The organism is Rhizobium sp. RAF56, from assembly GCF_052113965.1.
Lineage (GTDB): Bacteria > Pseudomonadota > Alphaproteobacteria > Rhizobiales > Rhizobiaceae > Rhizobium.
This window is the reverse complement of record NZ_JBFRDU010000001.1, coordinates 42614-63740: the sequence shown is the minus strand read 5'-3', so window position 1 is coordinate 63740 and position 21127 is coordinate 42614. Positions and strand designations below refer to the sequence as shown.

The following is a 21127-nucleotide window of genomic DNA, read 5'->3' as shown; positions in this document are numbered from 1 at the left end:
ATCTCCTTCGACGGCGTGGCGGGCGCAGTACCCACAGCCTCGGAAAAATCAGAATAATGGCCGCCCAGGCGCGCCGGGCGGCACACAATATCAGTCACGCTCGGCGGATTTGGCCCAGAGATTGACGTCGGCCTCGCGGGCGTAGACGTCGATTTCCTTGAGCTCCTCGTCCGTGAAATCGAGATTGTCGAGTGCCTTCACGCAATCGACAATCTGCGACGAACGGCTGGCGCCGATCAGCGCCGAGGTGATCCGACCGCGGCGCAAAACCCAGGCGATCGCCATCTGCGCCAGCGTCTGCCCGCGCTTTTCAGCAATCTCGTTGAGCTTGCGTATGTTGTCGATGATCGAAGGGCGAATGAAGTCCTTCTTGAGGAAGTGATTCTGCGCCGCGCGGCTGTCGGAGGGGATGCCGCCCAGATATTTCGTCGTCAGCATACCCTGCGCCAGCGGCGAGAAGACGATGGAGCCGACGCCGAGTTCTTCGAGCGTATCGACGAGGCCGTCATCCTCGACCCAGCGGTTCAGCATCGAATAGCTCGGCTGATGGATCAGGCAGGGGGTGCCGAGATCATTGAGGATCGCCGCGGCCTCGCGGGTGCGCTGCGAATTGTAGGAGGAGATGCCGACATAGAGCGCGCGGCCGGAGCGGACGATATGGTCGAGCGCGGCGCAAGTCTCTTCGAGAGGCGTATCGGGGTCGAAGCGGTGCGAATAGAAGATATCGACGTAGTCGAGGCCCATGCGCTTCAGGCTTTGGTCGCACGAGGCGACCAGATACTTGCGGCTGCCCCATTCGCCATAAGGGCCGGGCCACATGTCATAGCCCGCCTTGGAGGAAACGATCAGCTCGTCACGCAAGCCGGCAAACTCGGTGCGCAGGATTTCGCCGAACGCCGTCTCGGCCGAACCCGGAGGCGGTCCGTAGTTGTTGGCGAGATCGAAATGGGTGATGCCGAGGTCGAAGGCCGTGCGGCACATATCGACCTTGCGGTCGTGCGCCGTGTCGCCGCCGAAATTGTGCCAGAGCCCCAGCGAAATCGCCGGCAGCTTCAACCCCGAGCGCCCTACCCGGTTATACTTCATCTTGGAATAGCGGTCTTCGGCCGGTTGCCAGCTCATGGTCTCGATCCTTCTGAAATGAAAACGCGCGGGCATTGAAGCCCGCGCGAACAATAGTCCCGGAAGCGGCTACTTCAAGAGCGCCTGTGCTTCGGCGATGCCGAGGGCCGCCGGCTGCGTGCAGGTTGTGGTCAAATCGACGAAGCGGCCTTCCGCGCCGGACTTCAGGATCGACGTCATGACGTCGACGCCGTGCAGCGTCCGGTCAAGCGAGCAGCGGGCGTCGCGTCCTTCGATCACCGCGGCAACCATATCGGCAAGGCCGGCCGTGCGGTAGTTGGCGCGCGGCCCCTGCGGGCTCTCCTGGTTGAAGATGCCGAAGGGATGGTCCCAGCCGTCCAGCGCCCGGATCTCCTTGTCACGGCCGCTCGCTTCGACCGTGCCGCCGAAAAAGTTCGGATCCGGCACGAAGAGCGAACCGTCGGTGCCATAAAGCTCGATATTGCCGTGGCGGTGCGACCAGACATCCCAGCTCGCCGTCAGCGTCACAGTTGCGCCGGAGACGAATTCGAGCAAGGCCTGGATGTTCGTCGGCGTTTTCACCGGTATGACTTCGCCCGAGCGCGGCTGGCTGGTGATCGTTCGGTTCGTCTGCGCCATCGACGTCAAGGCGCCGACCCCCTTCACCGGACCGATGAGGTTGATCAGGCTGGCAATGTAGTAGGGGCCCATATCGAGGATCGGCCCGCCGCCCGGCAGGAAGAAGAAATCCGGGTTCGGATGCCACATCTCCATGCCGGGGCCCATGACATAGCAGGCACCGGAGGTGATGCGGCCGATGCCGCCGTCATCGACGAATTTGCGGGCGAGTTGGTGGGCGCCGCCGAGGAAGGTGTCGGGCGCGCAGCCGACCGCGAGCCCCTTATCCTTGGCGATACGCCGCAGCTCTTCGCCCTGTTCGAGCGTAAGCACCAGCGGCTTTTCCGAATAGACGTGCTTGCCCGCTTCGAGAATGCGCTTGGATACGGGATAGTGCGCGTCCGGGATCGTCAGGTTGACGACCACGTCGATCTCGTCGTTGGCGAGCAACTGGTCGATCGTCTGCGCCTTGACCTTGTATTCCTCGGCGCGCAGTTCCGCCGCGTTCATGTTGATGTCCGCGCAGGCGAGCACCTTCAATCCCTTGAAGAGCGGCGCGAGCCCGAAATAGGTGGTTGAGATATTGCCGCATCCGATGATGCCGACGCCAAGTTCCTTAGCCATGGATTGCCTCGATCAGTAGGTCTTGAAGGATGCGATGGAGCGCGTGACGACACGGTCAAGGTCGCTCGGATTGTCGTGTTCGACGATGTAGTGGGCCGCGCGGGTCTTGCGCAGCGCCTGCATCAGCTTCGCCCAGTCGAGCACGCCGTGACCGACATCGGCCCAGCCGCCCTCGTCCGTATTCTGCCCAATGTCCTTCACGTGCACCGCCGTGATCCTGGAACCATAGGTCTCGATCCACTTGAAGGGATCCGAGTCGCCGCGAACGACCCAGGCGATATCAGCTTCCCAGGAAAGATCCGGCCCGCCCGCGAAGATCTGCTCGATCGGCAGCGATCCGTCCTCGAGCGCGAAGAACTCGAAATCATGGTTATGCCAACCGAAGTCGAAGCCGGCATCCTTGAACGGTTTGCTGATCTTTTGCAGGCGAGCGCCGAACGCGTGCCAGCCCTTTGCGTCCGTCGGACGCTCTTCCGGCATCAGGTAGGGCGCATAGATCGACTGGACGCCAAGCGTTCTCGCGATCTTCAGGGCGTGATCCGGTGCGTTTTCCAGCATGTCGACGGCGAAATGGCCGGTCGGCATGGTGAGCCCGTTCTTGTCGAGATCGGCGCGAAGGCTCTTCAGGCCGGCGTCGTCGAGGTCGCCGTACATGCCGCCGAACCCTTCGACTTCCTTGTATCCCGCCTTGGCGAGCTTCGTGAGAACGTCGGAAAAAGGCGGAAAGTTGCGCGCGCTATAAAGCTGAAAACCGAGTGTCGTCATCGATATTCCTCCATTGGCCTTGCGGCCGTCTTCTTAAGAACCGGCGGCGAACCCGCCGATCCCCAAATCAGCCGCCCATGGGGGCGGAGCGATTAATCCACCGACTGGCAGGATTCCAGGTCGTAGATACGGAACGAGGGGGTGACGCCCTCACCGAGCGGCTTTGCGGGAGCAAAGACGATGCGGCGGCTCTCGCCGGCGGCAAGATCGAAGGCGTTGTCGGAATAGCGCCCGTCCAGCTCGCTCTCGATCATCACGAAGAGCGCCAGTCCTTTAGCGGTGACATTGATTTCAACCGTCCCGTCGCGCTCGACCTTCTCGGTCGCGACAGTCAGGCCGGCCGGCCGCAGCTCCAGACCCTTGTAGGTGCCGTGCACATAGTGCCCCTCGCCTTCCATTCCGTTCGACGCCTTGAAATGCCATGCGAGCAGGCAATCCTCGGGTATCGAAGCCCTGTCGAGCGTCAGCGCCGTCACCGCGGCATCAGGCGTGCACGCGGCCTTCGCCGTGGTCAGCGGGCGACGCTCGCCGCTCAAAGTCAGCAACGAAACGGCGATCTCGACCTCGACATCGGCCGTTGTGTCGTTGACCAGCGAGAAGTTAATCTGCTTGCCGTCCGCCGAAGGGATCGCGGCGACCGCGACCGGCTGGAAAAAGCGGCGCACGAGATAGTGCATCGCCTTCCAGCGACCGCCGTAGTCGAGGCTTGACCAGGAGGCAACCGGCCAGGTGTCGTTGAGCTGCCAGTAGATCGTGCCCATACAGTGGGGCTTCAACGACCGCCAATATTCGACCGCGGTCTTGATGGCGAGCCCCTGCTGGATCTGGCTCAGATAGACGAAGTTCGCAAAGTCCTTCGGGAAGCGGAAATAGCGGAACATCGTGCCGGCGATACGCTCGTTGCCGCCGAGGTTCTTCTGGTGCAACTCCATCACCGGCGAAGCGACGTTCATGTCCTTGGCGTCGGCGTAGGTCTTTATCACGGGCAACGAGGTATAGGACTGGAAGCCGAATTCAGAGCAGAAGCGTGGTTTGACCGAGCGATAATTGTCAAACGACTTGTTCTCGTGCCACACCGACCAATAGTGCATGTCGCCGGAGCCGTCCGCATGCCAGGCATCGCCGAAGTCGAGATAGCCGGATGCCGGGCTCGAAGGCCACCAGATCGCGTCGGGCGCCGCCTTCTTCATCGCGACCTCTATCGTCCGGTTGAGCCGATCGTAGGAGACGAGGTAGCGGTCGCGGTCGTTACGGGACTCGTCGAACCAGGTGAGAGCGCCCACCAACTCGTTGTCGCCGCACCAGAGCGCGATCGACGGATGCGTTGCCAGCCGCTTGACCTGATAGTCCACTTCGAGCGCGACGTTGTCGAGAAAATCGCCGGTCGAGGGGTAGAGGTTGCAGGCGAACATAAAGTCCTGCCAGACCATCAGGCCGAGGCGGTCGCAGCTATCGTAGAACCAGTCGTGCTCGTAGAAGCCGCCGCCCCAGACGCGGATCATGTTCATATTGGCGTCAGCGGCCGACTGCAGCAGGTCTTCTGTCAAGGCAGGGCTCGAGCGCGAGAACAGCGCATCGGCCGGGATCCAGTTGGCGCCACGGCAGAAAATTTCCCGGCCGTTGACCTTGAGCGCGAATCGGCTTCCGGCCTCGTCCTTGTCGGTGATCAGCTCGACCGTACGCAGGCCGATCTGACGCGTGACCGTTTCGGAGGGTATCGCCACGGAAAGCGCGTAGAGCGCCTGCTCGCCACTCCCCGCCGGCCACCAGAGCCGGGGCTTTTCGACGTGGAAGACATGCGTGACGCTCGTCTCGCCGGCGGAAACGCCGCAATCCAGGCGCACGCCCTCTGATTCCAGCGAAACATAGAGGGGAACGGTCCCCGGAGCCTTCGCAAAGAAGGTGGCTATGACGTGGAGATCGACCGATCCGTCACCGTTATGAACCTGACGCGTCACGACATGCTCGATCCGCGCCGTATCGAGCTTCCTCAGCGCGATGGTGCCGTAGAGACCGAGCGGCGCTACCGCGATGTTCCAGTCCCAGCCGAAATGGCATTGCGGCTTGCGCAGCATGTTGCCGTTCGGGATTGGCGAATTGCCGGAATGATAGGGCACGTAGAAGGGCTGTTTCTTCTGCAGCCCCGCCCCCGCAGTGACGCTGGAATGCAGCATGATGCGAATGGTGTTCTCACCTGTTCGCAAAGCCGTCGAGACATCCGGGCGATAGCGGCGGAAGCAATTGTCGGCTTGAAGCACCGCGACATCGTTGACGAACACGGTCGCCACCGTATCGAGGTAGTCGATGTCGAGGTACCAGTCGCCCTCGGCATGATCGAGCAGAAAGCGCCGCTCGATCACCCAGTCGCGCTCCGCGACCCATTGCACGACCTCTTCGTTGCGCCCGAAATAGGGTTCCGGAATGAGCTCGGCTGCGTGAAGCGCCGAGTGCACGTCGCCCGGAATGGGCATGCTGAGGTCGTGGTCGCTGCCGGGCGATGTCAGCCGCCACTCACCGGCGAGATCGACGGTCGAAATGTTAGACATGGGAAACGCCATAACTTGTCCTGACAAAGATGAGGACGGCGCCGGCTTCCGGCATCGTCCTGTTCTCCAGGCATCAGATCCTGAGTTCGGACTCCGCGTCGAAGAGCGACGCGAGCCTCATATCGAAACCGAGCTTTAAGGCGGTTCCGGGGCTGAAACGCCGTGAGCCGTTGATGCGCACCGACATGGTGTGGCCGGCGTGCTTCAGCCAAAGCAGGTTGTCGGCGCCCATCGGCTCTTCGATATCGACGACCGCATCGTGGGTTTCCGCGCCCGGCTTGATATCCTCGTTGACCTTGACGTGTTCAGGACGCACGCCGAGAACGACGGCCCGACCGGGCTTCAACGCCTCGGCGGTCTCGTAGCCATCGAGCGAGAAGGTCACGCCATTGGTGACGAACGCCGCCTTGCCGCCGTTGTCGACCAGCTCTCCACGCAGGAAATTCATCGAGGGTGAACCGATGAAGCCGGCGACGAACAGGTTTCGCGGCCTGTTGTAGATCGTCGTCGGGTCGGCGAGCTGCTGAATGATGCCGCTCTTCATGATCGCGATGCGGTCGGCGAGCGTCAGCGCCTCGATCTGGTCGTGGGTGACGTAGATCATCGTGTTCTTCAGCGCTTGGTGAAGCCGCTTGATTTCGACGCGCAATTCCGAGCGAAGCTTGGCGTCGAGGTTGGACAGCGGCTCATCGAAGAGGAACACGTCGACGTCACGAACAAGCGCGCGGCCGATCGCAACGCGCTGCCGCTGGCCGCCGGAAAGGGCTGCGGGCTTGCGCTTTAAGAGCGGCTGGATCTGCAGGATCTCGGCAGCGCGCGCAATACGTTTGTCGATCTCCGCCTGGGGCACCTTCGCAACCCTCAGGCCGAAGGAGAGGTTCTTCTCGACCGTCATCTGTGGATAGAGCGCGTAGGACTGGAACACCATGCCGATGCCTCGGTCCTTCGGTTCTTCCCAGGTGACGTTTTTCCCCTTGATGTGGATCTGCCCTTCGCTGACGTCGAGCAGGCCGGCGATGCAGTTGAGCAGGGTCGACTTGCCGCAGCCGGAAGAGCCGAGCAGGACGAGGAACTCGCCGTCATTGATCTCCAGATTGAGGTTCTGAAGAACGCTGACTTGGCCGAAGTTCAGCGACAGGTCCTTGATGGAAACACTGGTGTTCATAGGATGATCAACCTTTCACTGCGCCGGCGGCGATGCCGCGGACGAAAAGCCGTCCCGACAGGAAGTAGACGATGAGCGGCACCGCACCGGTAAGCAGCGTGGCGGCCATGTTGACATTGTATTCCTTCACGCCCTGCACCGAATTGACGATGTTGTTCAGCTGCACCGTCATCGGATAGGTATCGGGCTTGGTGTAGACGACGCCGAAAAGGAAGTCGTTCCAGATGCCGGTGATCTGGATGATCATCGCGACCACGAAAATCGGCAGCGACATCGGCAGCATGATGCGGAAATAGATGCCCCAGAAGCCGGCGCCGTCGACGCGGGCCGCCTTGAACAGTTCCTCCGGCAGGCCGGAAAAATAGTTGCGGAAGAGCAGCGTCAGGATCGGCATGCCGAAGATCGTATGCACCAGCACCAGGCCCGTCAGCGTGCCGTAGATGCCGATCTCGCGCAGGATGATGACGATCGGATAGATCATCACCTGATAGGGAATGAAGGCACCGACGATCAGGATCGTGAAGAACGTGTCCGCCCCCTTGAAGCGCCAGTTCGCCAGCATGTAGCCGTTGACCGACGCGATCGCGATCGAGAGGATCACCGAAGGCACGGTGATGCGGACCGAGTTCCAGAAGCCGCGGCTGAGGCCGTCGCAATTGAGCCCGGTGCAGGCCGTCGCCCACGCCTTGACCCAGGGCTCGAACGTGATTTCCATCGGCGGCGCGAAAATGTTGCCCATGCGGATCTCGGGCATGCCCTTCAGCGACGTCACGACCATCACGTAAAGCGGCAGCAGATAGTAGGCCGAGACGACGAACAGCGCGCCGTAGACGATGATGTTGCGGGACGAGATGATGCGCTTGGGCTTGGCGCCGCTAGGACCCGAAGTGGCCAGGGCTGGCGACGGCGTTGTTGTCTTGTTCATTCCGCTACCTCTTGCGCCCGAATTCGAAATAGGCCCACGGCACGACCACGACGATGACAGACACGAGCATCATCGTGGAGGCGGCAAAGCCCTGACCGAGATTCTGTGCACGGAACATGTATTCGTACACGTATTTCGCCGGCACTTCCGACGAAATGCCGGGACCGCCGGAGGTTTGGGCAACGACGAGGTCGTACACCTTGACGATACCGGAGGCGATAATGACGACGGTGGTGATCATGACCGGACGCATCATCGGGATGATGATAGAGATGTAAGTCCGCCATGCGGGAATACCGTCGACGCGCGCCGCCTTCCAGATATCCTCGTCTATGCCGCGAAGGCCGGCAAGCATGAGGCACATGACGAGCCCCGTCCCCTGCCAGAGACCGGCGATCAGCACCCCGTAGATGACGATTTGGGAATTGTAGAGCGGGTCGAAGGTGAAGCTCTCCCAACCGAGCAAGCGCACCACATGCTGCACGCCAAGATCAGGATTGAGAATCCACTGCCAGACGAGGCCTGTCACGATGAAAGACAGCGCGAAGGGATAGAGCAGGATCGTCCGGAACGCATCCTCGAAGCGAATCTTCTGGTCGAGCAGGGTCGCCAGCAGGAAACCTATGACGAGCTGAAAGATCAGCGAGAGCACGCCGTAGATGAAGAGGTTTTCCACCGCCACCAGCCAACGGGGCGTCGCCCAGAGCCGGTAATATTGCTCGAGCCCGACAAAATTCAGCCGCGGCAGCAGTTTTGAATCGGTAAAGGAATAAAGCACGGTCCAGGCCGTGCCGCCCAAGAAGACCACCAGCGCCGTCAGCGCCATCGGGATCGCAGCGATCTTGGCACTGATATTGCGGAGCGGCCTATACGGACGCCCGATCGTTTGTTCGGTCATGAAATTGCCTCCGGAAAATGGGTCCGGTTACGGATTGGGACGGGGCGAAAAGCCCCGCGCCCGCCCCGATCCGAACATCCCGGCGGCCGGAGGGCCCGGCGCCGGGATTGGTAGCCGCAGACGGATTATTTGGCCGAAGCGATGATGGAGACGAACCGCTTCTGCGCATCCTCGGTCGTCATCGACGGAGTAGCGAAGAATTCCGCAAACAGATCGTTGATCTGCGTGTTTGTATCTTCGGTCATCATCTGGTTGGTCTCGGGGATGATGTTGCCCTTGGCGAGGATATCGAGACCCTTCTTCATGCAGTCGTTGGCAGCCGTCAGGTCGACGTCGCCGCGCACGGGAACGGAACCCTTCTTGAGGTTGAAGGCGACCTGCGTGGCGGGCGCCAGCATCACGGATGCGAGCACTTCCTGCGCCTTGCTCTTCTCAGGATCAGTGAGCTTCGGGAAGTAGAAGGAGTCGCCGCCGGTGGAGATCAGCGCGTTGACGCCAAGGCCCGGAAGGCAAGTATAGTCCTTTCCGGCCACCTGGCCCGCGACCTGGAATTCGCCCTGCGCCCAGTCACCCATGATCTGGCCGCCCGCCTGGCCGGTGATGACGAGATTGGTTGCCTGGTTCCAGTCCTGCACGTTCGACTTCGCCGACATCTTGCGGGCATCGTCAGCCGCCTTGAAGACCTTCGCCACTTCGGGGCCGCCGGCCACGGTCGTGTCGCGGTCCTTATAGACCTTGAGATAGATGTCCTTGCCGGCGATGGCCGGCATCAGCACGTTGAATGCGCCGGAGGTCTGCCAGGACTGCTTGCCGACGGCGAGCGGAATGATGCCGGCCTTTTCAAGCGCCGGTCCCGCAGCGACGAATTCGTCCCAGTTCTTCGGAACCGGCACGCCGGCCTTGGCGAAGGCCGCATTCGACAGCCACAGCCACTGCCAGGAGTGGATGTTGACGGGAATGCAGTAGACCTTGCCATCGAGCGTGCATTCGGTCAGCAAGCTTGCCGGACGGATGAAGTCTGCCCAATGCTCCTTCTGGGCGAGATCGGTGAGATCGCGCATCAGGCCGGCCTGAACGAGTTCCTCGGCCTGGCGGCCGTGGTTGAACTGGGTAGCGGCCATCGGGTCGCCGCCGGTGATGCGGCTGACCATGATCGGGCGGGCGGTATCGCCTGCACCGGCGATCGCGCCGTCAACCCAATGGTTGCCAGTGGCATCGAAAGCCTTGGCGAATTCCTTCACGGCAGCTGCCTCGCCGCCGGACGTCCACCAATGGGTGACTTCGAGATCGGTTGCGTTCGCCACGCCAAGCGGCAGCACGACGGAAGCGGCAAGCGCAGCCGCCATCAAACGAAAATTCATGAGTTCCTCCCTCACTGAAACGTTGCCGGAAAAACCTAGTCGAATAGATTTTGACGCGCAACAGCCTACTCGGAATATTTTTGCTAGCGGTCGAAATCTCTACCAGTGCGAGCATTCAAATTCAATCAAAGGCCCCTGCCTCAGGCAGCCAAAATGAGTTCTCCGCACAGATATCGCCGCCTTCTCGCTGTTTTTATTTGTATTTTCTGCGCGCATAATTTGTATGATAAATTGAGAATCCAATACTGATCAAAAAGCGCTAATAAAGACCAAGCTCAACTTGAGGGCGCGTACTCGGAACGACCGCTCAAAAAAAATCTCGACTTTCTAACTGTAACGTTACAGTTTTGGCAGTTGGGAGGAGCGACTTTTCGCCCAACCGGCGGCGTGGCCGCATCGGATGGCGGTTAGGTCGGGGGGAGCGGCGTCGAAGTGATGGATCAGAGAAAGAATTCAGGCCAAAGGGCTGGCGCGGCCGAGCGACCGACCCTCAAGACAATCGCATTCATGACGGGATTGGGCATCACCACCGTGTCGCGGGCGCTGAAGGATGCGCCCGACATCGGCGCCGAGACCAAGGAGCGCGTGCGCATGGTGGCCCGGCAACTCGGCTACCAGCCGAATCGTGCCGGCGTGCGCCTGAGGACCGGCAAGACCAACGTCATCGCGCTCGTGCTCAGCGTCGATGAGGAGATCATGGGCTTCACCAGCCAGATGGTCTTCGGGATATCCGACGTGCTTACGGGCACGCCCTATCACCTCGTCGTCACCCCCTATTCGCTCAGCCGCGATCCCTTGGTGCCCGTGCGCTATGTGGTTGATACCGCGTCGGCCGACGGCGTCATCATATCCCGCATCGAACCGGACGATCCGCGTGTGCGGCTGCTTGCCGAACACAACATGCCCTTTGCCACCCACGGCCGCACGGAAAGCGGGCTTGTTCATCCCTATCACGATTTCGACAGCGAGGCTTATACCCGCGAAGCCGTGAAGGCGCTGGTCGACAAGGGCCGGCGGCGCATCGCGCTTCTGCAGCCACCGAGCCGCCTGACCTACTACGGGCATACCCAGATCGGCTTTCAGACGGCGCTGCGCAAGTATGGCGCGGAAGAGGTACCGCTTAGGATCAACATCGACTCGCCGCTTCCCGACATCCGCGACGCCGTGGAGGCATTGATGCGATCGCCGCATGCGCCTGACGGCATCGTATCGTCATCGGCAAGCGGCGCGATCGCCGTCAATGCGGGCATCGAAGCCGCCGGGCTTTCGGTCGGACGCGACGTCGACGTGGTTTCCAAACAGTCGACCGAGATCTTGAACTGGATCAGCCCGCGAATGCTCACCTGCTTCGAAGACGTCCGCCACGCCGGGCGGGAGCTGGCACGCGCGGTGATCCGACGGATCGAAGGCGTAGAGCCGGAGGAGCTGCAAAGCATCAGCTCGCCAATATGGCCCGAGGGCTGACATCCCAACTCCGCGTCACGCGCGAAGCGAGCTTGGCCTCTTTCAACGGGTAAGACGGGCAGCATCGGGGCCTCCCGGGTAAACGAAGAGCCCGGATTTCTCCGGGCCCACCGAATTTCCTCCACCGCTTGGCGGTGCTGATGCGAGCCAGCTATCAGCCGTGGCCGCTGCCCCATGGTCCGTGATGAATATCCTTGCCGTCGATGCGGTCGAAGCCGTGCGCGCCGAAAAAGTCGCGCTGGGCCTGGATCAGGTTCGCCGTACCTCGCGCCTGACGATAAGCATCAAAATAGGTGAGCGCCGAAGCGAGCGCCGGGACCGGCAGGCCAGCGCTCAGCGCCGCCGCCACGATGCGCCTGAGCGCCGGAATGGACTCCTTGACCATCTCGGCAAACGCCGGGGTCACGATCAGGTTGGCCGCATCCGGTGCCTTGGTGAAGGCGCTGGTGATCTCGTCGAGGAATTGCGAGCGGATGATGCAGCCGGCGCGCCATATCCTGGCGATCGTGGGCATCGGCAGCGACCAGTTGAACTCCTTTGAGGCCTCCGCCATCACTGCGAAGCCCTGCGCGTAGGCCCCTATCTTGGCGGCGAACAGCGCAAGTTCGAGGTCCTTAATCAGATCGGGGCCAAAGGCGAGCGGAAAGTCGTAGCTCGGCGTGCCGAAGATTTTCTCGGCGGCTTCGCGCTGCGTCTTCATCGATGACAGGCTGCGGGCGGCGACCGCCGCTTCGATAGCCGTTGCCGGGATGCCCATCTGCTGGCTTTCGATGACCGACCACTTGCCGGTACCCTTCTGGCCGGCCTTGTCCAGGATGATGTCGGGTACGGCCTTGCCAGTCTCCGCGTCCTTGGCGGCGAGCACCTTTTCGGTGATCTCGATCAGGTAGGAGTTCAGCCGACCCTTGTTCCAGTCGCCGAAGATGGCGCTGATTTCGGCGGCGCTCTTGCCGAGGCCGTCGCGCAGAATGCCGTAAATTTCGGCGATCATCTGCATGTCGGCATATTCGATACCGTTGTGGATCGTCTTGACGAAATGCCCTGCCCCGTCATTGCCGAGCCAGGCGACGCACGGGTCGTCCTTGTATTTGGCGGAGATGGATGTCAGCACCTTCTCGACGCGCTTGTAGGATTCCTCCGTGCCGCCCACCATGATCGAAGGACCATGCCGCGCGCCCTCCTCGCCGCCGGAAACGCCCATGCCGATAAAGGTGAGCCCCGTATCCTTGAGGCGGGCGAAGCGTGCCATCGTGTCGCGGAAATTGGCGTTGCCGGCATCGATCATGATGTCACCCTTGGCAAGATGCGGCTGCAGCGCCGCCATCTGCTGGTCGACCGGATCGCCCGCCTTGATCATGATGATGATCGGCCGCGGCGGCCGGATTGCATCGACGAATTCCTCGATCGTCCTGCAGGGGATGACCTTGTCTTTCAGAGCGCCGGCGTTCGCGTAGAATTCATCCGTTACCTGCGGCGTCCGGTTGAAGACCGCGATACGATTGCCTTTTTCGGCAATGTTGAGCGCCAGGTTGGATCCCATGACCGCAAGACCGATCAGTCCGATTTCCGCCTTCTCCACGACACTTCTCCAATAAAAATTTCAGCGACGGCTGTTGTGGCACTAGAGGCTAAAAACGGCAAGCCCAATCGGCTCGATGCGGCCATGCGAATGACGCAGTGCTCGGCAGGCTTCGCAAGTCCGGCCTTACCGGTCTATGATGCGAGAGAAGGCCCCGGCGTCGGCGCCAAGGAACCGTTTTTTGGAGCTTGCCATGGCGATCATGCCCGCCCAGATCATCCATACCTCCATCGACCGCGACTGGCAGCACGTCTACGATTTCGCAGCACGTCCGGAAAATATGCCGCTGTGGGCTTCTGGCCTTGCTTCCGGACTGGAGAAGGACGGCGACGACTGGATCGCAGACGGTCCACTCGGCTCCGTTCGCGTCAGCTTCGTTCCGCCCAACAAATTTGGCGTCATCGATCATACCGTCACGATCGAGTCGGGGCTAAGGGTCTACAACGCCCTGCGCGTGGTCCCGAATGGCGATGGCTGCGAGGTAATGTTCACGCTGCTCCGGCAGCCGGGCCTCACGGACGAACAGATCCAGGCCGATGCCGACCACGTGCGCCGTGACCTCGCAACACTCAAAACGCTGATGGAGCGATAGCGCCGCGGCTCAGATTGCGCGCAGCGTCCACGCGACGATATCGGAAGTGACTAACGCGAACGCCCTGTCGAGCGCCCGGATATAGTCCTCGTTGCCGGCGCCGCCGAGCGGGCTCGTCCTGCGGAAGACGTTCTGCGCGATGATCGTGCCGTTGCGATCGTTGAGGATCTTGGCGGAAATCTCGACCACCGCCACGTGTTGCGTCACGTCGATCTCGAAGGAGCGGATATCGGTGACCACCTGATAGTCGATCGCCAGCCCCTGCCCGGGCACTCCGACGCCGCCGACTTCGCGGCTATTTTCGAAAGCCGTGACGAATTTCGACTGCACCATCCGCGAGAGCTTGTCGCTCCACTGCGCCTTGGCGAGGTATTGGATCTGCGAGGCTGTGACCCTGACGACGATCTGTTCGCGATCGAGCGCGCCGAGCGCGGTGGGCTGCGGGATCAGGATCTGCTTGCCTCGCGCCGACGGCCCCTCGGCCCTGGAAATGGCGGAAAGGTCGAAGGTGTCGTTCTTTGCCGCCGTCCCGCAGCCGGCGAGAAGCGCTGCGAGCAGCGGCAGCACAACGACCGCCTTGCGCGCGGCCGATGCCCGCCGAACCGAACTAGATGCAATCATGTCCCGCTTGTCCCTCGAACCCTGTAGCACTTTGAATCTGCGCAAAATCCCAATCCAGACCGATTCGGATTTAACGGGTTCTGCGCAGTCCATTCAAGCTACCCCGGATCGATTTCGATCTCAGGACGGCCACCCTCATTCCATCTTTAACGCCGTGCCCGGCCGTCAAACTGTTTCACCGTGTCACCTCCAAACAGCAGACGCTGCGGATTGCGATCGAAATTGCTGATCGTGTCGTTCAGATTTTGGACCGTTCGGCGCGTATCGTTCACCAGCGTCTGGACGTCGCTCAAACCGCCTGCGGAAAATTTCTGCAGATTATCGGCGATAGGCCCTATTCGCGTGTTGAGATTGTCCGCAACTTTCTTGAACGAATCCAGCGTATTGCGTGCCTGTACGAAGAGCGACTGCGTGCTGTCGGAGCCAAGCAGCGAATCCACTTTCACCAAAATGCCGTCGATGCGGCTCGAGGCAGCGTTCAACTTCGTGGAAATCTGCGAGACGTTCTCGATCGTCTGGTCGATATCCTTCTGGTGGCTGGAAACCGTGTTGGCGACATCTCGGATCGAGGCGACGGCGACGCGTGCATCCGCGGTTGCCTTCGAGATGTCGTCGACAGTGCCTTTGACCTTTGCCGGATCGATCTGCGCCACGAGCACGTCGATGCGGTCCAGCGTTTGCTGGGCCTTTTTGCCGAAATCATTGTAGGTATCGGCCGTGCGCTTTATGCTTTCGATCGTCGCCTTCAGGTCCTTGGATGCGTCAGCAACATTTGCCGTCAGCCGGTCGGCATTGTCGACCACATCGTTGATCTTCTTCGCATCGACGGCGCGCACCAGCTTCTCCACCGCGTCAAACGTCGAATTGATCTTGCCTGAAACGCTTGTGAAGGTTTCCGAGAGTTTGCCGATGCTCTCCAGAAACCTGTCGATATTGTCGGAATTGTCGGCGAGCGCCTTGGAAAACTTGTCGGCGTTGCGCGCCGTTTCCGTCAACGGTCCGCGCGCATCCGCCACGAAGGACTGGATGTCCCCGACCGCGTCGTTGGCGCGGTTGAGGATCTTGTCGGCGGTGGCAAGCAGGTTGGTCACGCTCGACTGGTCAGCCAAAAGCACCGCGCGCTTGCCGGTATCGAGCGACCTTTTGAGGATATTTTCGTCGCCGTTCCTGCCGCCGGAGAGCTCGATGTAGGCCGCTCCCGTCAGGCCCTGGATCTCCAGAACCGCCTTGGTCGAGGAGTAGACCGGCGCGTCGGCTCTCACTTCGGTGAAGGCAAGCGAGAAGCGTGGATCGTCTGCATCGATCGAAAGGTTCTTGACCGTGCCAACCTGGATGCCGTTGAAGCGTACCGGCGAGCCGACGCTCAGGCCGTTCGCGGAACCTGGAATACGCACGATAAGCTCGGCCGTGGGACCACCGCGCCCATACTGCGCCATCCAATAGACAAAGCCGAAAGCGGCCGCGATGACCAGCAGCGTAAAGATTCCGACGATCGTATAGTTGGCTTTAGTTTCCATCGTTTCCAGTCACTTCTCGCGGCCATGCGCGTCTGCGCCGCCGCCGTTCGGATGCGCGTCTTCTTCCGTCGTCACGATTGAGCGCGCCCTCTTCCCCCGGAAATAAGATTTTACCCAGGGCTCCTCGCAGGCAAGCATGTCGTCCACCGTCCCCTCCACCAATACCCGCTTCTGTCCGAGCACAGCAATACGGTCGCAGACGGAAAATAGGCTGTCGAGATCGTGGGTTACCATGTAGACGGTAAGGCCGAGCGTATCGCGCAGCCTGGCGATCAGCTCGTCGAACTCAGCGGCGCCGATCGGGTCGAGGCCGGAGGTAGGCTCGTCGAGAAAAACGAGATCGGGATCAAGGGCGAGTGCGCGGGCAAGCGCTGCGCGCTTGATCATGCCTCCAGACAGCTCGGAGGGGTATTTGTCGGCTGCATCGGCGGCCAGGCCCACCATCCGGATCTTCAGATGCGCCAACTCGTCCATCAGCGCCTGCGGCAGGTCGAGATATTCGCGCATCGGAACCTGGATGTTCTCCTTGACCGTCAGCGACGAAAACAAAGCTCCCTGCTGGAAAAGCACGCCAACCCGCATGTCGAGCCGGTTGCGATCGCGTTCGTCCAGCGCATCATAGTCCTCACCCAGAATCTCGATCTTGCCGGATCGGCGCGGCAGCAGCCGCAGGACCGTGCGCATGAGCACCGACTTGCCGGTTCCCGATGCGCCGACAAAGCCGAGGATCTCGCCGCGGTAAACATCAAGGTTGAGCTTGTCGAGCACGACCTTCGATCCGAAGGCGACGGTAACGTCGTGCACGGAAAGCACGATATCGCGGCCCTGGCGCCGCTCCTCGGCTCTTTCCTTCGTTTCGGATTGAAGCGCTGCCACCAATGTTCCTCTAAAAATTGATCGATGCGTAAAACATGGCGAACAGGCCGTCCATCAGGATCACCACGAAGATCGCCTTCACCACTGCCGAGGTGACGTGCTGGCCGAGGGATTCGGCGCTGCCGCCGACCTTCAGCCCCTCGACGGCCGCGACGATACCGATCACCAGCGCCATGAACGGCGCCTTGATCATCCCCGAGATGACCGTGGAAAGGCTGACTGCCTCCTGCAAGCGGGAGAGGAAGGTCGCGAAAGTGATGCCGGAATAGGTATAGGCAACCGTTGCCGCCCCCGCGAGCGAGGCGAAATTCGCAATGACGGTCAACAGCGGCAGCGCGACCGTCAACGCGACCAGCCGCGGAAAGATCAAAACGCCGATCGGATTGAGGCCCATCACCTTCAGCGCGTCGACCTCCTCGCGCATCTTCATGGAACCGATCTCGGCGGTGATCGCGCTTCCCGATCGGCCGGCGATCATGATCGAGGTCAAAAGCACGCCGATTTCGCGCAGCTGCAGGATGCCGACGAGATCGACGACAAAGACCTCAGCGCCGAAATAGCGCAGCTGGAAGGCGCCCTGCTGAGCGATGATCGCGCCGATGAGATAGGACATCAGCAGAATGATCGGCACGGCGCGAACGCCCATATGATCGATCTGGTTGACGATCGCCGCCGGCGACACGCCACTGCTGCGGCCGAGCTTCAGCTGCGCGCCGCGCACAGCGGAGCCGAGAATGTACATGGCCGCTATGAAATTGTTGGCGAGGTCGTAGACGGCCTCGCCGATCGGCGCGAATATCCGGTCGATCAACGGCTTTTTCGGCGGCGCCTCCGGCAGCTCGGCCTCTTCCTCCGCGAAGGAGCCGAGAAGTTCGTCCACGTGCGGCGTAGAGCCTTCGATGCTGACGGTCGCCCCGTGTTGCTCCTGGCTCTTCTTCAGCCGGTCAATCAGCAGCGCGCCCGCGGTGTCGACATCGGAGAGCCCGGCGAGATCGATGACCACCGCGCCGCCGCTGCTGCGCTTCGACAGATCGTCGATACGGCGCAGCACGCCGTGGACGTTGGCGCTCCGCCAGCAGCCTTCCAGCCGGTAGCGATGCCCCGTGCCATCGGCCTGGTCGTCGATCGTCGGGGAATCGGAGGTCTGTTCGGCTGCTTTCAAGCTCATGCGTCTTTCAGTCTTGCGGCATCGGGGCCGACTCGGGAATCCTCGCACGACGCGGCGGTTTACTATAACCAGTCCGCACACAAATTCCATGCCGCAGGAGATGCGAATATATGCCGCGCCGCTTTGACATTGAGATGACCTCATTTCCGATTGCCGGGACCTTCACGATCTCACGCGGGGCGAAGACCTCGGCGGATGTCGTGACCTGCACGATCGAGGAGGACGGAAGGATCGGCCGTGGTGAATGCGTTCCCTATCGCCGATACGGCGAAAGCATCAAAAGCGTCGTCGAGCAGATCGCCGCCGTAAGGAACGCCATCGAAGGCGGAGCCGGGCGAGCGGAAATCTCGCTGGCCATGCCGCCGGGTGCCGCTCGCAACGCGGTCGACTGCGCTTTGTGGGATCTGGAGGCCAAACGGTCGGGCATGTCGGTGGCCACCAGCCTCGGCCTTCTGGCCCCAAGGGCGCTCACCACAGCCTATACGATCTCCCTCGGCGAGCCGGAGGCGATGGCCGCGCAGACGCGAGAGCATGCGCACCGGGCGTTACTCAAGGTGAAGGTCGGCACCGGCGACGATGAAAGCCGCATCCGCGCGGTGCGCGCCGCAGCGCCGAAGGCGGCGATCATCCTCGACGCCAACGAAGGCTGGCCGGAGGACGCGCTCGCCCGGCATCTCCAAGTGTCGGCGGAAGAAAATATCGCGCTTGTCGAGCAACCTCTGCCGGCCGGCAAGGATGCGCTGCTGGCCCACATCGCCCGGCCCATTCCGGTCTGCGCCGACGAAAGCGTGCACCATACCGGCGATCTCGCCGCTCTGCGTGACCGCTATGACGCGATCAACATCAAGCTCGACAAGACCGGCGGCCTGACCGAAGCGCTCGCCATGAAGCTGGAGGCTCAGCGGCTCGGATTCGGCATCATGATCGGCTGCATGGTCGGGACATCGCTTGCGATGGCCCCCGCCGTGCTGCTCGCGCAGGATGCGGACTTCGTCGATCTCGACGGCCCCTTGCTGCTTGCCCGCGACCGCGAACCCGGCCTGCGCTACGAGACTTCGCTCGTCTTCCCGCCGGCGGCGGAACTCTGGGGCTGAAGATAGTTGGCCACGATCACCAGACAAAGGCCGAAGAAAGCCACCGCCGCCATCACGTAGTAGCTGGCAGGGCCAAGCTGGCCGTAGAGATAGCCGGAGGCAAGGGTCATCAGACCCAGAAACATGCCGTTATAGAAGAAGTAGACGCCCTGCGCGGACGACTCCTGCGCCTCCTGAACCGTTGCAACGATCCGGCGCTGGATGCCCGTGTGGACGAAGGCATAGGTGAACGAGTGAAGACACTGGAGAACGAAGAAGCCGAAGAAACTGAAGGTCGTGGGAAAGAGCAGCCATCGGCAGACGCTCACCGCAGAACCGATGCGGATGAGCGTCCAGGCACTGAAACGGCGGCTCAGCCGCCTCGAGAGAAAGAAGACCATGACTTCCGACGCAACGCCGACGACCCAGAGAACACCGACCTGCATCCCCGAAAAGCCCAGTTCGTGCCAGTAGATCGATGAAAACGTATAGAGCACCGCATGGCTCGACTGCTGGATCGATACGCCGAGCATGGTGACGAGCAGTTGCGGTTTCAAAAGCGAGCCGCCCGGCGCCTGTAGATTGATCGGCTGGCCGCGCCGACGGGTCGGCCCTATCCTCGGACAATAGAGCGACATGGCGATGGTGAGCGCGAAACCGATCGCCATCACCGGCGGCACCATGCCCCCTCCCCAGACACCGATCAGCTGCCCACCGATCAGGGTTGCGAAGATGAAGGCGACCGATCCCCACACCCGCATGGAGCCGTAGTCGAAGCCCCAGCGGCGCACGCCGGAAATGGCGATCGATTCGACGACTGGCACATAAGGCGAATAGGTTGCGCCCTGCAGGGTGTAGACGATCAGGACCGGCCAGAAATCCCTGGTCCAGAACAACGCCAAGGCCGTCAGAAACGATAGGGCGCCCGAAACGAAGAGCACATTCGCCCGCTCTTCCATGCGATCGGCGATCATTGCGACGATCGGCGCCACGAGAACGCGCACCACCATCGGCACCGCCAGAATGGTGCCGATCTCATGATCGTTGAAGTTCAGCGACGCCAGCCACACCGGAAAGAACGGCAAGGCAATGCCGTTGACCAGCAGCGGCGCGCAATAGGACAAAGCGGTGCGCAGCCGAAAATGTGGCGGCGCGCCTATGCCCACCTGAGAATCTGTCACGGGAATCATAACCGGCCTGAAGGGAAACTGGTCTGTGCCTAACACGTCATGAAAACCACGACTATGGCCAGAAATAGCCCTTCGTCAGCACATGCGAAAAAATGCAGCCGATGTATTCGCGCAGCAACGCAGGTGCAGCTGCGCCCTACCCTTCAGCCACGCGGTCAGACCGTCAGGCGGCAGCTTGAGCGCCGAATGTCGGCGTGTGGTCGGGGAGCGCGGCCGTGACGGGTTCGGCACCCTTGATTTCCCGCCAGGTGATCAATTCGAACGATCCATCGTCATGTTCGGCAATCGCGGTGCAACTCTCCACCCAGTCGCCGGTATTGATATAGCGGATCCCGTCATGATCCTCGATCACGGCGTGATGAATGTGGCCGCAGATGACGCCGTCGGCCTTGTGTCGTCGGGCTTCGTCGGCCACCACCCGCTGGAACTCGCCGATGAAGTTGACGGCGTGCTTCACTTGCAGCTTCGCCCAGGCGGAAAACGACCAGTAGGGCATGCCGAGACGGCGGCGCACGGCGGCCAGTGCGATATTGATGAGGATCGCCGTGTCGTAGGCCCAATCGCCGAGATAGGCGAGCAGCCGGGCGTTGCGAACGACCACGTCGAATTCATCGCCGTGCAGCACCAGATATTTCTTGCCGTCGGCCGTCTCATGGGTAGCACGCTCGGCGACCTCTATGCCGCCGAAATGCACGCCCGGAAAATCCCGCATGAATTCGTCGTGATTGCCCGGAATATAGACGACCCGCGTGCCCTTGCGCGCCTTGCGCAAGATCTTCTGCACCACGTCGTTGCATTCCTGCGGCCAGTACCAGCTGCGTTTCAACCGCCAACCGTCGACGATGTCGCCGACCAGATAGATCGTGTCCGCGTCGTTGTGCCTAAGGAAATCGATCAGGAAATCCGCCTTGGCCGCCTTCGAACCAAGGTGCACGTCGGAAATGAACAGCGTGCGATAGCGTCTGGTATCCATGATCTTCATCGCGAACCCATGGCCCGCGCCCCGTCTTCAATGGCAATCCAAAACCAGACTCGTGTTTCAGGAAGATGACAGGCGCATTC

Annotated in this window: 18 protein-coding genes; 3 read left to right on the top strand and 15 right to left on the bottom strand. The window is 61.4% G+C overall.

Going from position 1 to position 21127, the window contains the following annotated elements; all coding sequences use genetic code 11:
- Positions 1-90: 90 nt before the first annotated feature.
- The 8 genes from mgrA to AB4048_RS00245 all read right to left on the bottom strand — a co-directional run bounded on the left by mgrA (position 91) and on the right by AB4048_RS00245 (position 9985).
- Positions 91-1122: an L-glyceraldehyde 3-phosphate reductase gene (gene mgrA / locus AB4048_RS00280; protein ID WP_442199900.1), complete on the bottom strand. Its 1032-nt coding sequence runs from the start codon at positions 1120-1122 to the stop codon at positions 91-93.
- 69 nt (positions 1123-1191) lie between these two features.
- Positions 1192-2325, bottom strand: coding sequence for a Gfo/Idh/MocA family protein (locus AB4048_RS00275; RefSeq protein ID WP_442199899.1), 1134 nt, complete (start codon positions 2323-2325; stop codon positions 1192-1194).
- A 12-nt stretch (positions 2326-2337) separates the two neighbouring features.
- Entirely contained in the window at positions 2338-3090 is a 753-nt protein-coding gene (locus AB4048_RS00270) for a sugar phosphate isomerase/epimerase family protein (RefSeq protein ID WP_442199898.1), read from the bottom strand.
- A 92-nt stretch (positions 3091-3182) separates the two neighbouring features.
- Entirely contained in the window at positions 3183-5636 is a 2454-nt protein-coding gene (locus AB4048_RS00265) for a beta-mannosidase (protein ID WP_442199897.1), read from the bottom strand.
- 73 nt (positions 5637-5709) lie between these two features.
- The gene (locus AB4048_RS00260) at positions 5710-6801 is read right to left on the bottom strand and encodes an ABC transporter ATP-binding protein (protein ID WP_442199896.1); all 1092 of its coding nucleotides are present in this window, start codon (positions 6799-6801) and stop codon (positions 5710-5712) included.
- Between the two features lie 7 nt (positions 6802-6808).
- Entirely contained in the window at positions 6809-7726 is a 918-nt protein-coding gene (locus AB4048_RS00255; protein ID WP_442199895.1) for a carbohydrate ABC transporter permease, read from the bottom strand.
- A 4-nt stretch (positions 7727-7730) separates the two neighbouring features.
- Complete coding sequence (locus AB4048_RS00250; RefSeq protein ID WP_442199894.1) at positions 7731-8624, bottom strand: carbohydrate ABC transporter permease; 894 nt, start codon at positions 8622-8624, stop codon at positions 7731-7733.
- Between the two features lie 125 nt (positions 8625-8749).
- On the bottom strand, positions 8750-9985 hold the full coding sequence (locus tag AB4048_RS00245) for an ABC transporter substrate-binding protein (RefSeq protein WP_442199893.1): 1236 nt from the start codon (positions 9983-9985) through the stop codon (positions 8750-8752).
- 435 nt (positions 9986-10420) lie between these two features.
- Here AB4048_RS00245 and AB4048_RS00240 point away from each other — a divergent pair, with 435 nt between their 5' ends.
- Complete coding sequence (locus AB4048_RS00240; protein ID WP_442199892.1) at positions 10421-11449, top strand: LacI family transcriptional regulator; 1029 nt, start codon at positions 10421-10423, stop codon at positions 11447-11449.
- A gap of 154 nt (positions 11450-11603) precedes the next feature.
- Here the strand turns inward: AB4048_RS00240 and gndA are convergent, their stop codons facing one another.
- Positions 11604-13028 (bottom strand): NADP-dependent phosphogluconate dehydrogenase, encoded by a 1425-nt coding sequence (gene gndA, locus AB4048_RS00235; protein ID WP_442199891.1) that lies wholly within the window; start codon positions 13026-13028, stop codon positions 11604-11606.
- Positions 13029-13221: 193 nt separating this feature from the next.
- Here gndA and AB4048_RS00230 point away from each other — a divergent pair, with 193 nt between their 5' ends.
- Complete coding sequence (locus AB4048_RS00230; RefSeq protein ID WP_442199890.1) at positions 13222-13620, top strand: SRPBCC family protein; 399 nt, start codon at positions 13222-13224, stop codon at positions 13618-13620.
- A 9-nt stretch (positions 13621-13629) separates the two neighbouring features.
- Here AB4048_RS00230 and AB4048_RS00225 read toward each other — a convergent pair whose 3' ends face one another.
- The 4 genes from AB4048_RS00225 to AB4048_RS00210 form a co-directional block, all read right to left on the bottom strand.
- Positions 13630-14241 (bottom strand): ABC-type transport auxiliary lipoprotein family protein, encoded by a 612-nt coding sequence (locus AB4048_RS00225; RefSeq protein WP_442199889.1) that lies wholly within the window; start codon positions 14239-14241, stop codon positions 13630-13632.
- Positions 14242-14387: 146 nt separating this feature from the next.
- Entirely contained in the window at positions 14388-15758 is a 1371-nt protein-coding gene (locus AB4048_RS00220) for an MlaD family protein (protein ID WP_442199888.1), read from the bottom strand.
- A 9-nt stretch (positions 15759-15767) separates the two neighbouring features.
- Positions 15768-16634 carry an ABC transporter ATP-binding protein gene (locus AB4048_RS00215; RefSeq protein WP_442199887.1) on the bottom strand — a complete coding sequence of 289 codons (867 nt, stop codon included), beginning with the start codon at positions 16632-16634 and terminating at the stop codon, positions 15768-15770.
- Positions 16635-16644: 10 nt separating this feature from the next.
- Positions 16645-17802: an ABC transporter permease gene (locus AB4048_RS00210; RefSeq protein WP_442199886.1), complete on the bottom strand. Its 1158-nt coding sequence runs from the start codon at positions 17800-17802 to the stop codon at positions 16645-16647.
- A 110-nt stretch (positions 17803-17912) separates the two neighbouring features.
- Here AB4048_RS00210 and dgcA point away from each other — a divergent pair, with 110 nt between their 5' ends.
- A complete protein-coding gene (dgcA, locus tag AB4048_RS00205) occupies positions 17913-18896 on the top strand; it encodes an N-acetyl-D-Glu racemase DgcA (protein ID WP_442199885.1) in 984 nt (327 codons plus the stop codon).
- Here the strand turns inward: dgcA and AB4048_RS00200 are convergent.
- Positions 18848-20065: an MFS transporter gene (locus tag AB4048_RS00200; RefSeq protein ID WP_442199884.1), complete on the bottom strand. Its 1218-nt coding sequence runs from the start codon at positions 20063-20065 to the stop codon at positions 18848-18850. The two genes, dgcA and AB4048_RS00200, sit on opposite strands and share 49 nt — an antisense overlap.
- 163 nt (positions 20066-20228) lie before the next feature.
- A complete protein-coding gene (locus AB4048_RS00195; RefSeq protein ID WP_442199883.1) occupies positions 20229-21038 on the bottom strand; it encodes a UDP-2,3-diacylglucosamine diphosphatase in 810 nt (269 codons plus the stop codon).
- Between the last annotated feature and the right edge of the window lie 89 nt (positions 21039-21127).

Excerpts from the sequence above, each read along its gene's own strand:
- AB4048_RS00225 (WP_442199889.1), bottom strand. The coding sequence starts at position 14,241 with ATGATTGCATCTAGTTCGGTTCGGCGGGCATCGGCCGCGCGCAAGGCG.
- dgcA (WP_442199885.1), top strand. The coding sequence starts at position 17,913 with ATGCCGCGCCGCTTTGACATTGAGATGACCTCATTTCCGATTGCCGGG.
- AB4048_RS00220 (WP_442199888.1), bottom strand. The coding sequence starts at position 15,758 with ATGGAAACTAAAGCCAACTATACGATCGTCGGAATCTTTACGCTGCTG.
- mgrA (WP_442199900.1), bottom strand. The coding sequence starts at position 1,122 with ATGAGCTGGCAACCGGCCGAAGACCGCTATTCCAAGATGAAGTATAAC.
- AB4048_RS00265 (WP_442199897.1), bottom strand. The coding sequence starts at position 5,636 with ATGTCTAACATTTCGACCGTCGATCTCGCCGGTGAGTGGCGGCTGACA.
- AB4048_RS00275 (WP_442199899.1), bottom strand. The coding sequence starts at position 2,325 with ATGGCTAAGGAACTTGGCGTCGGCATCATCGGATGCGGCAATATCTCA.
- AB4048_RS00195 (WP_442199883.1), bottom strand. The coding sequence starts at position 21,038 with ATGGATACCAGACGCTATCGCACGCTGTTCATTTCCGACGTGCACCTT.
- AB4048_RS00270 (WP_442199898.1), bottom strand. The coding sequence starts at position 3,090 with ATGACGACACTCGGTTTTCAGCTTTATAGCGCGCGCAACTTTCCGCCT.
- AB4048_RS00245 (WP_442199893.1), bottom strand. The coding sequence starts at position 9,985 with ATGAATTTTCGTTTGATGGCGGCTGCGCTTGCCGCTTCCGTCGTGCTG.
- AB4048_RS00200 (WP_442199884.1), bottom strand. The coding sequence starts at position 20,065 with ATGATTCCCGTGACAGATTCTCAGGTGGGCATAGGCGCGCCGCCACAT.
- AB4048_RS00250 (WP_442199894.1), bottom strand. The coding sequence starts at position 8,624 with ATGACCGAACAAACGATCGGGCGTCCGTATAGGCCGCTCCGCAATATC.
- AB4048_RS00255 (WP_442199895.1), bottom strand. The coding sequence starts at position 7,726 with ATGAACAAGACAACAACGCCGTCGCCAGCCCTGGCCACTTCGGGTCCT.
- AB4048_RS00260 (WP_442199896.1), bottom strand. The coding sequence starts at position 6,801 with ATGAACACCAGTGTTTCCATCAAGGACCTGTCGCTGAACTTCGGCCAA.
- AB4048_RS00210 (WP_442199886.1), bottom strand. The coding sequence starts at position 17,802 with ATGAGCTTGAAAGCAGCCGAACAGACCTCCGATTCCCCGACGATCGAC.
- AB4048_RS00240 (WP_442199892.1), top strand. The coding sequence starts at position 10,421 with ATGGATCAGAGAAAGAATTCAGGCCAAAGGGCTGGCGCGGCCGAGCGA.
- AB4048_RS00230 (WP_442199890.1), top strand. The coding sequence starts at position 13,222 with ATGGCGATCATGCCCGCCCAGATCATCCATACCTCCATCGACCGCGAC.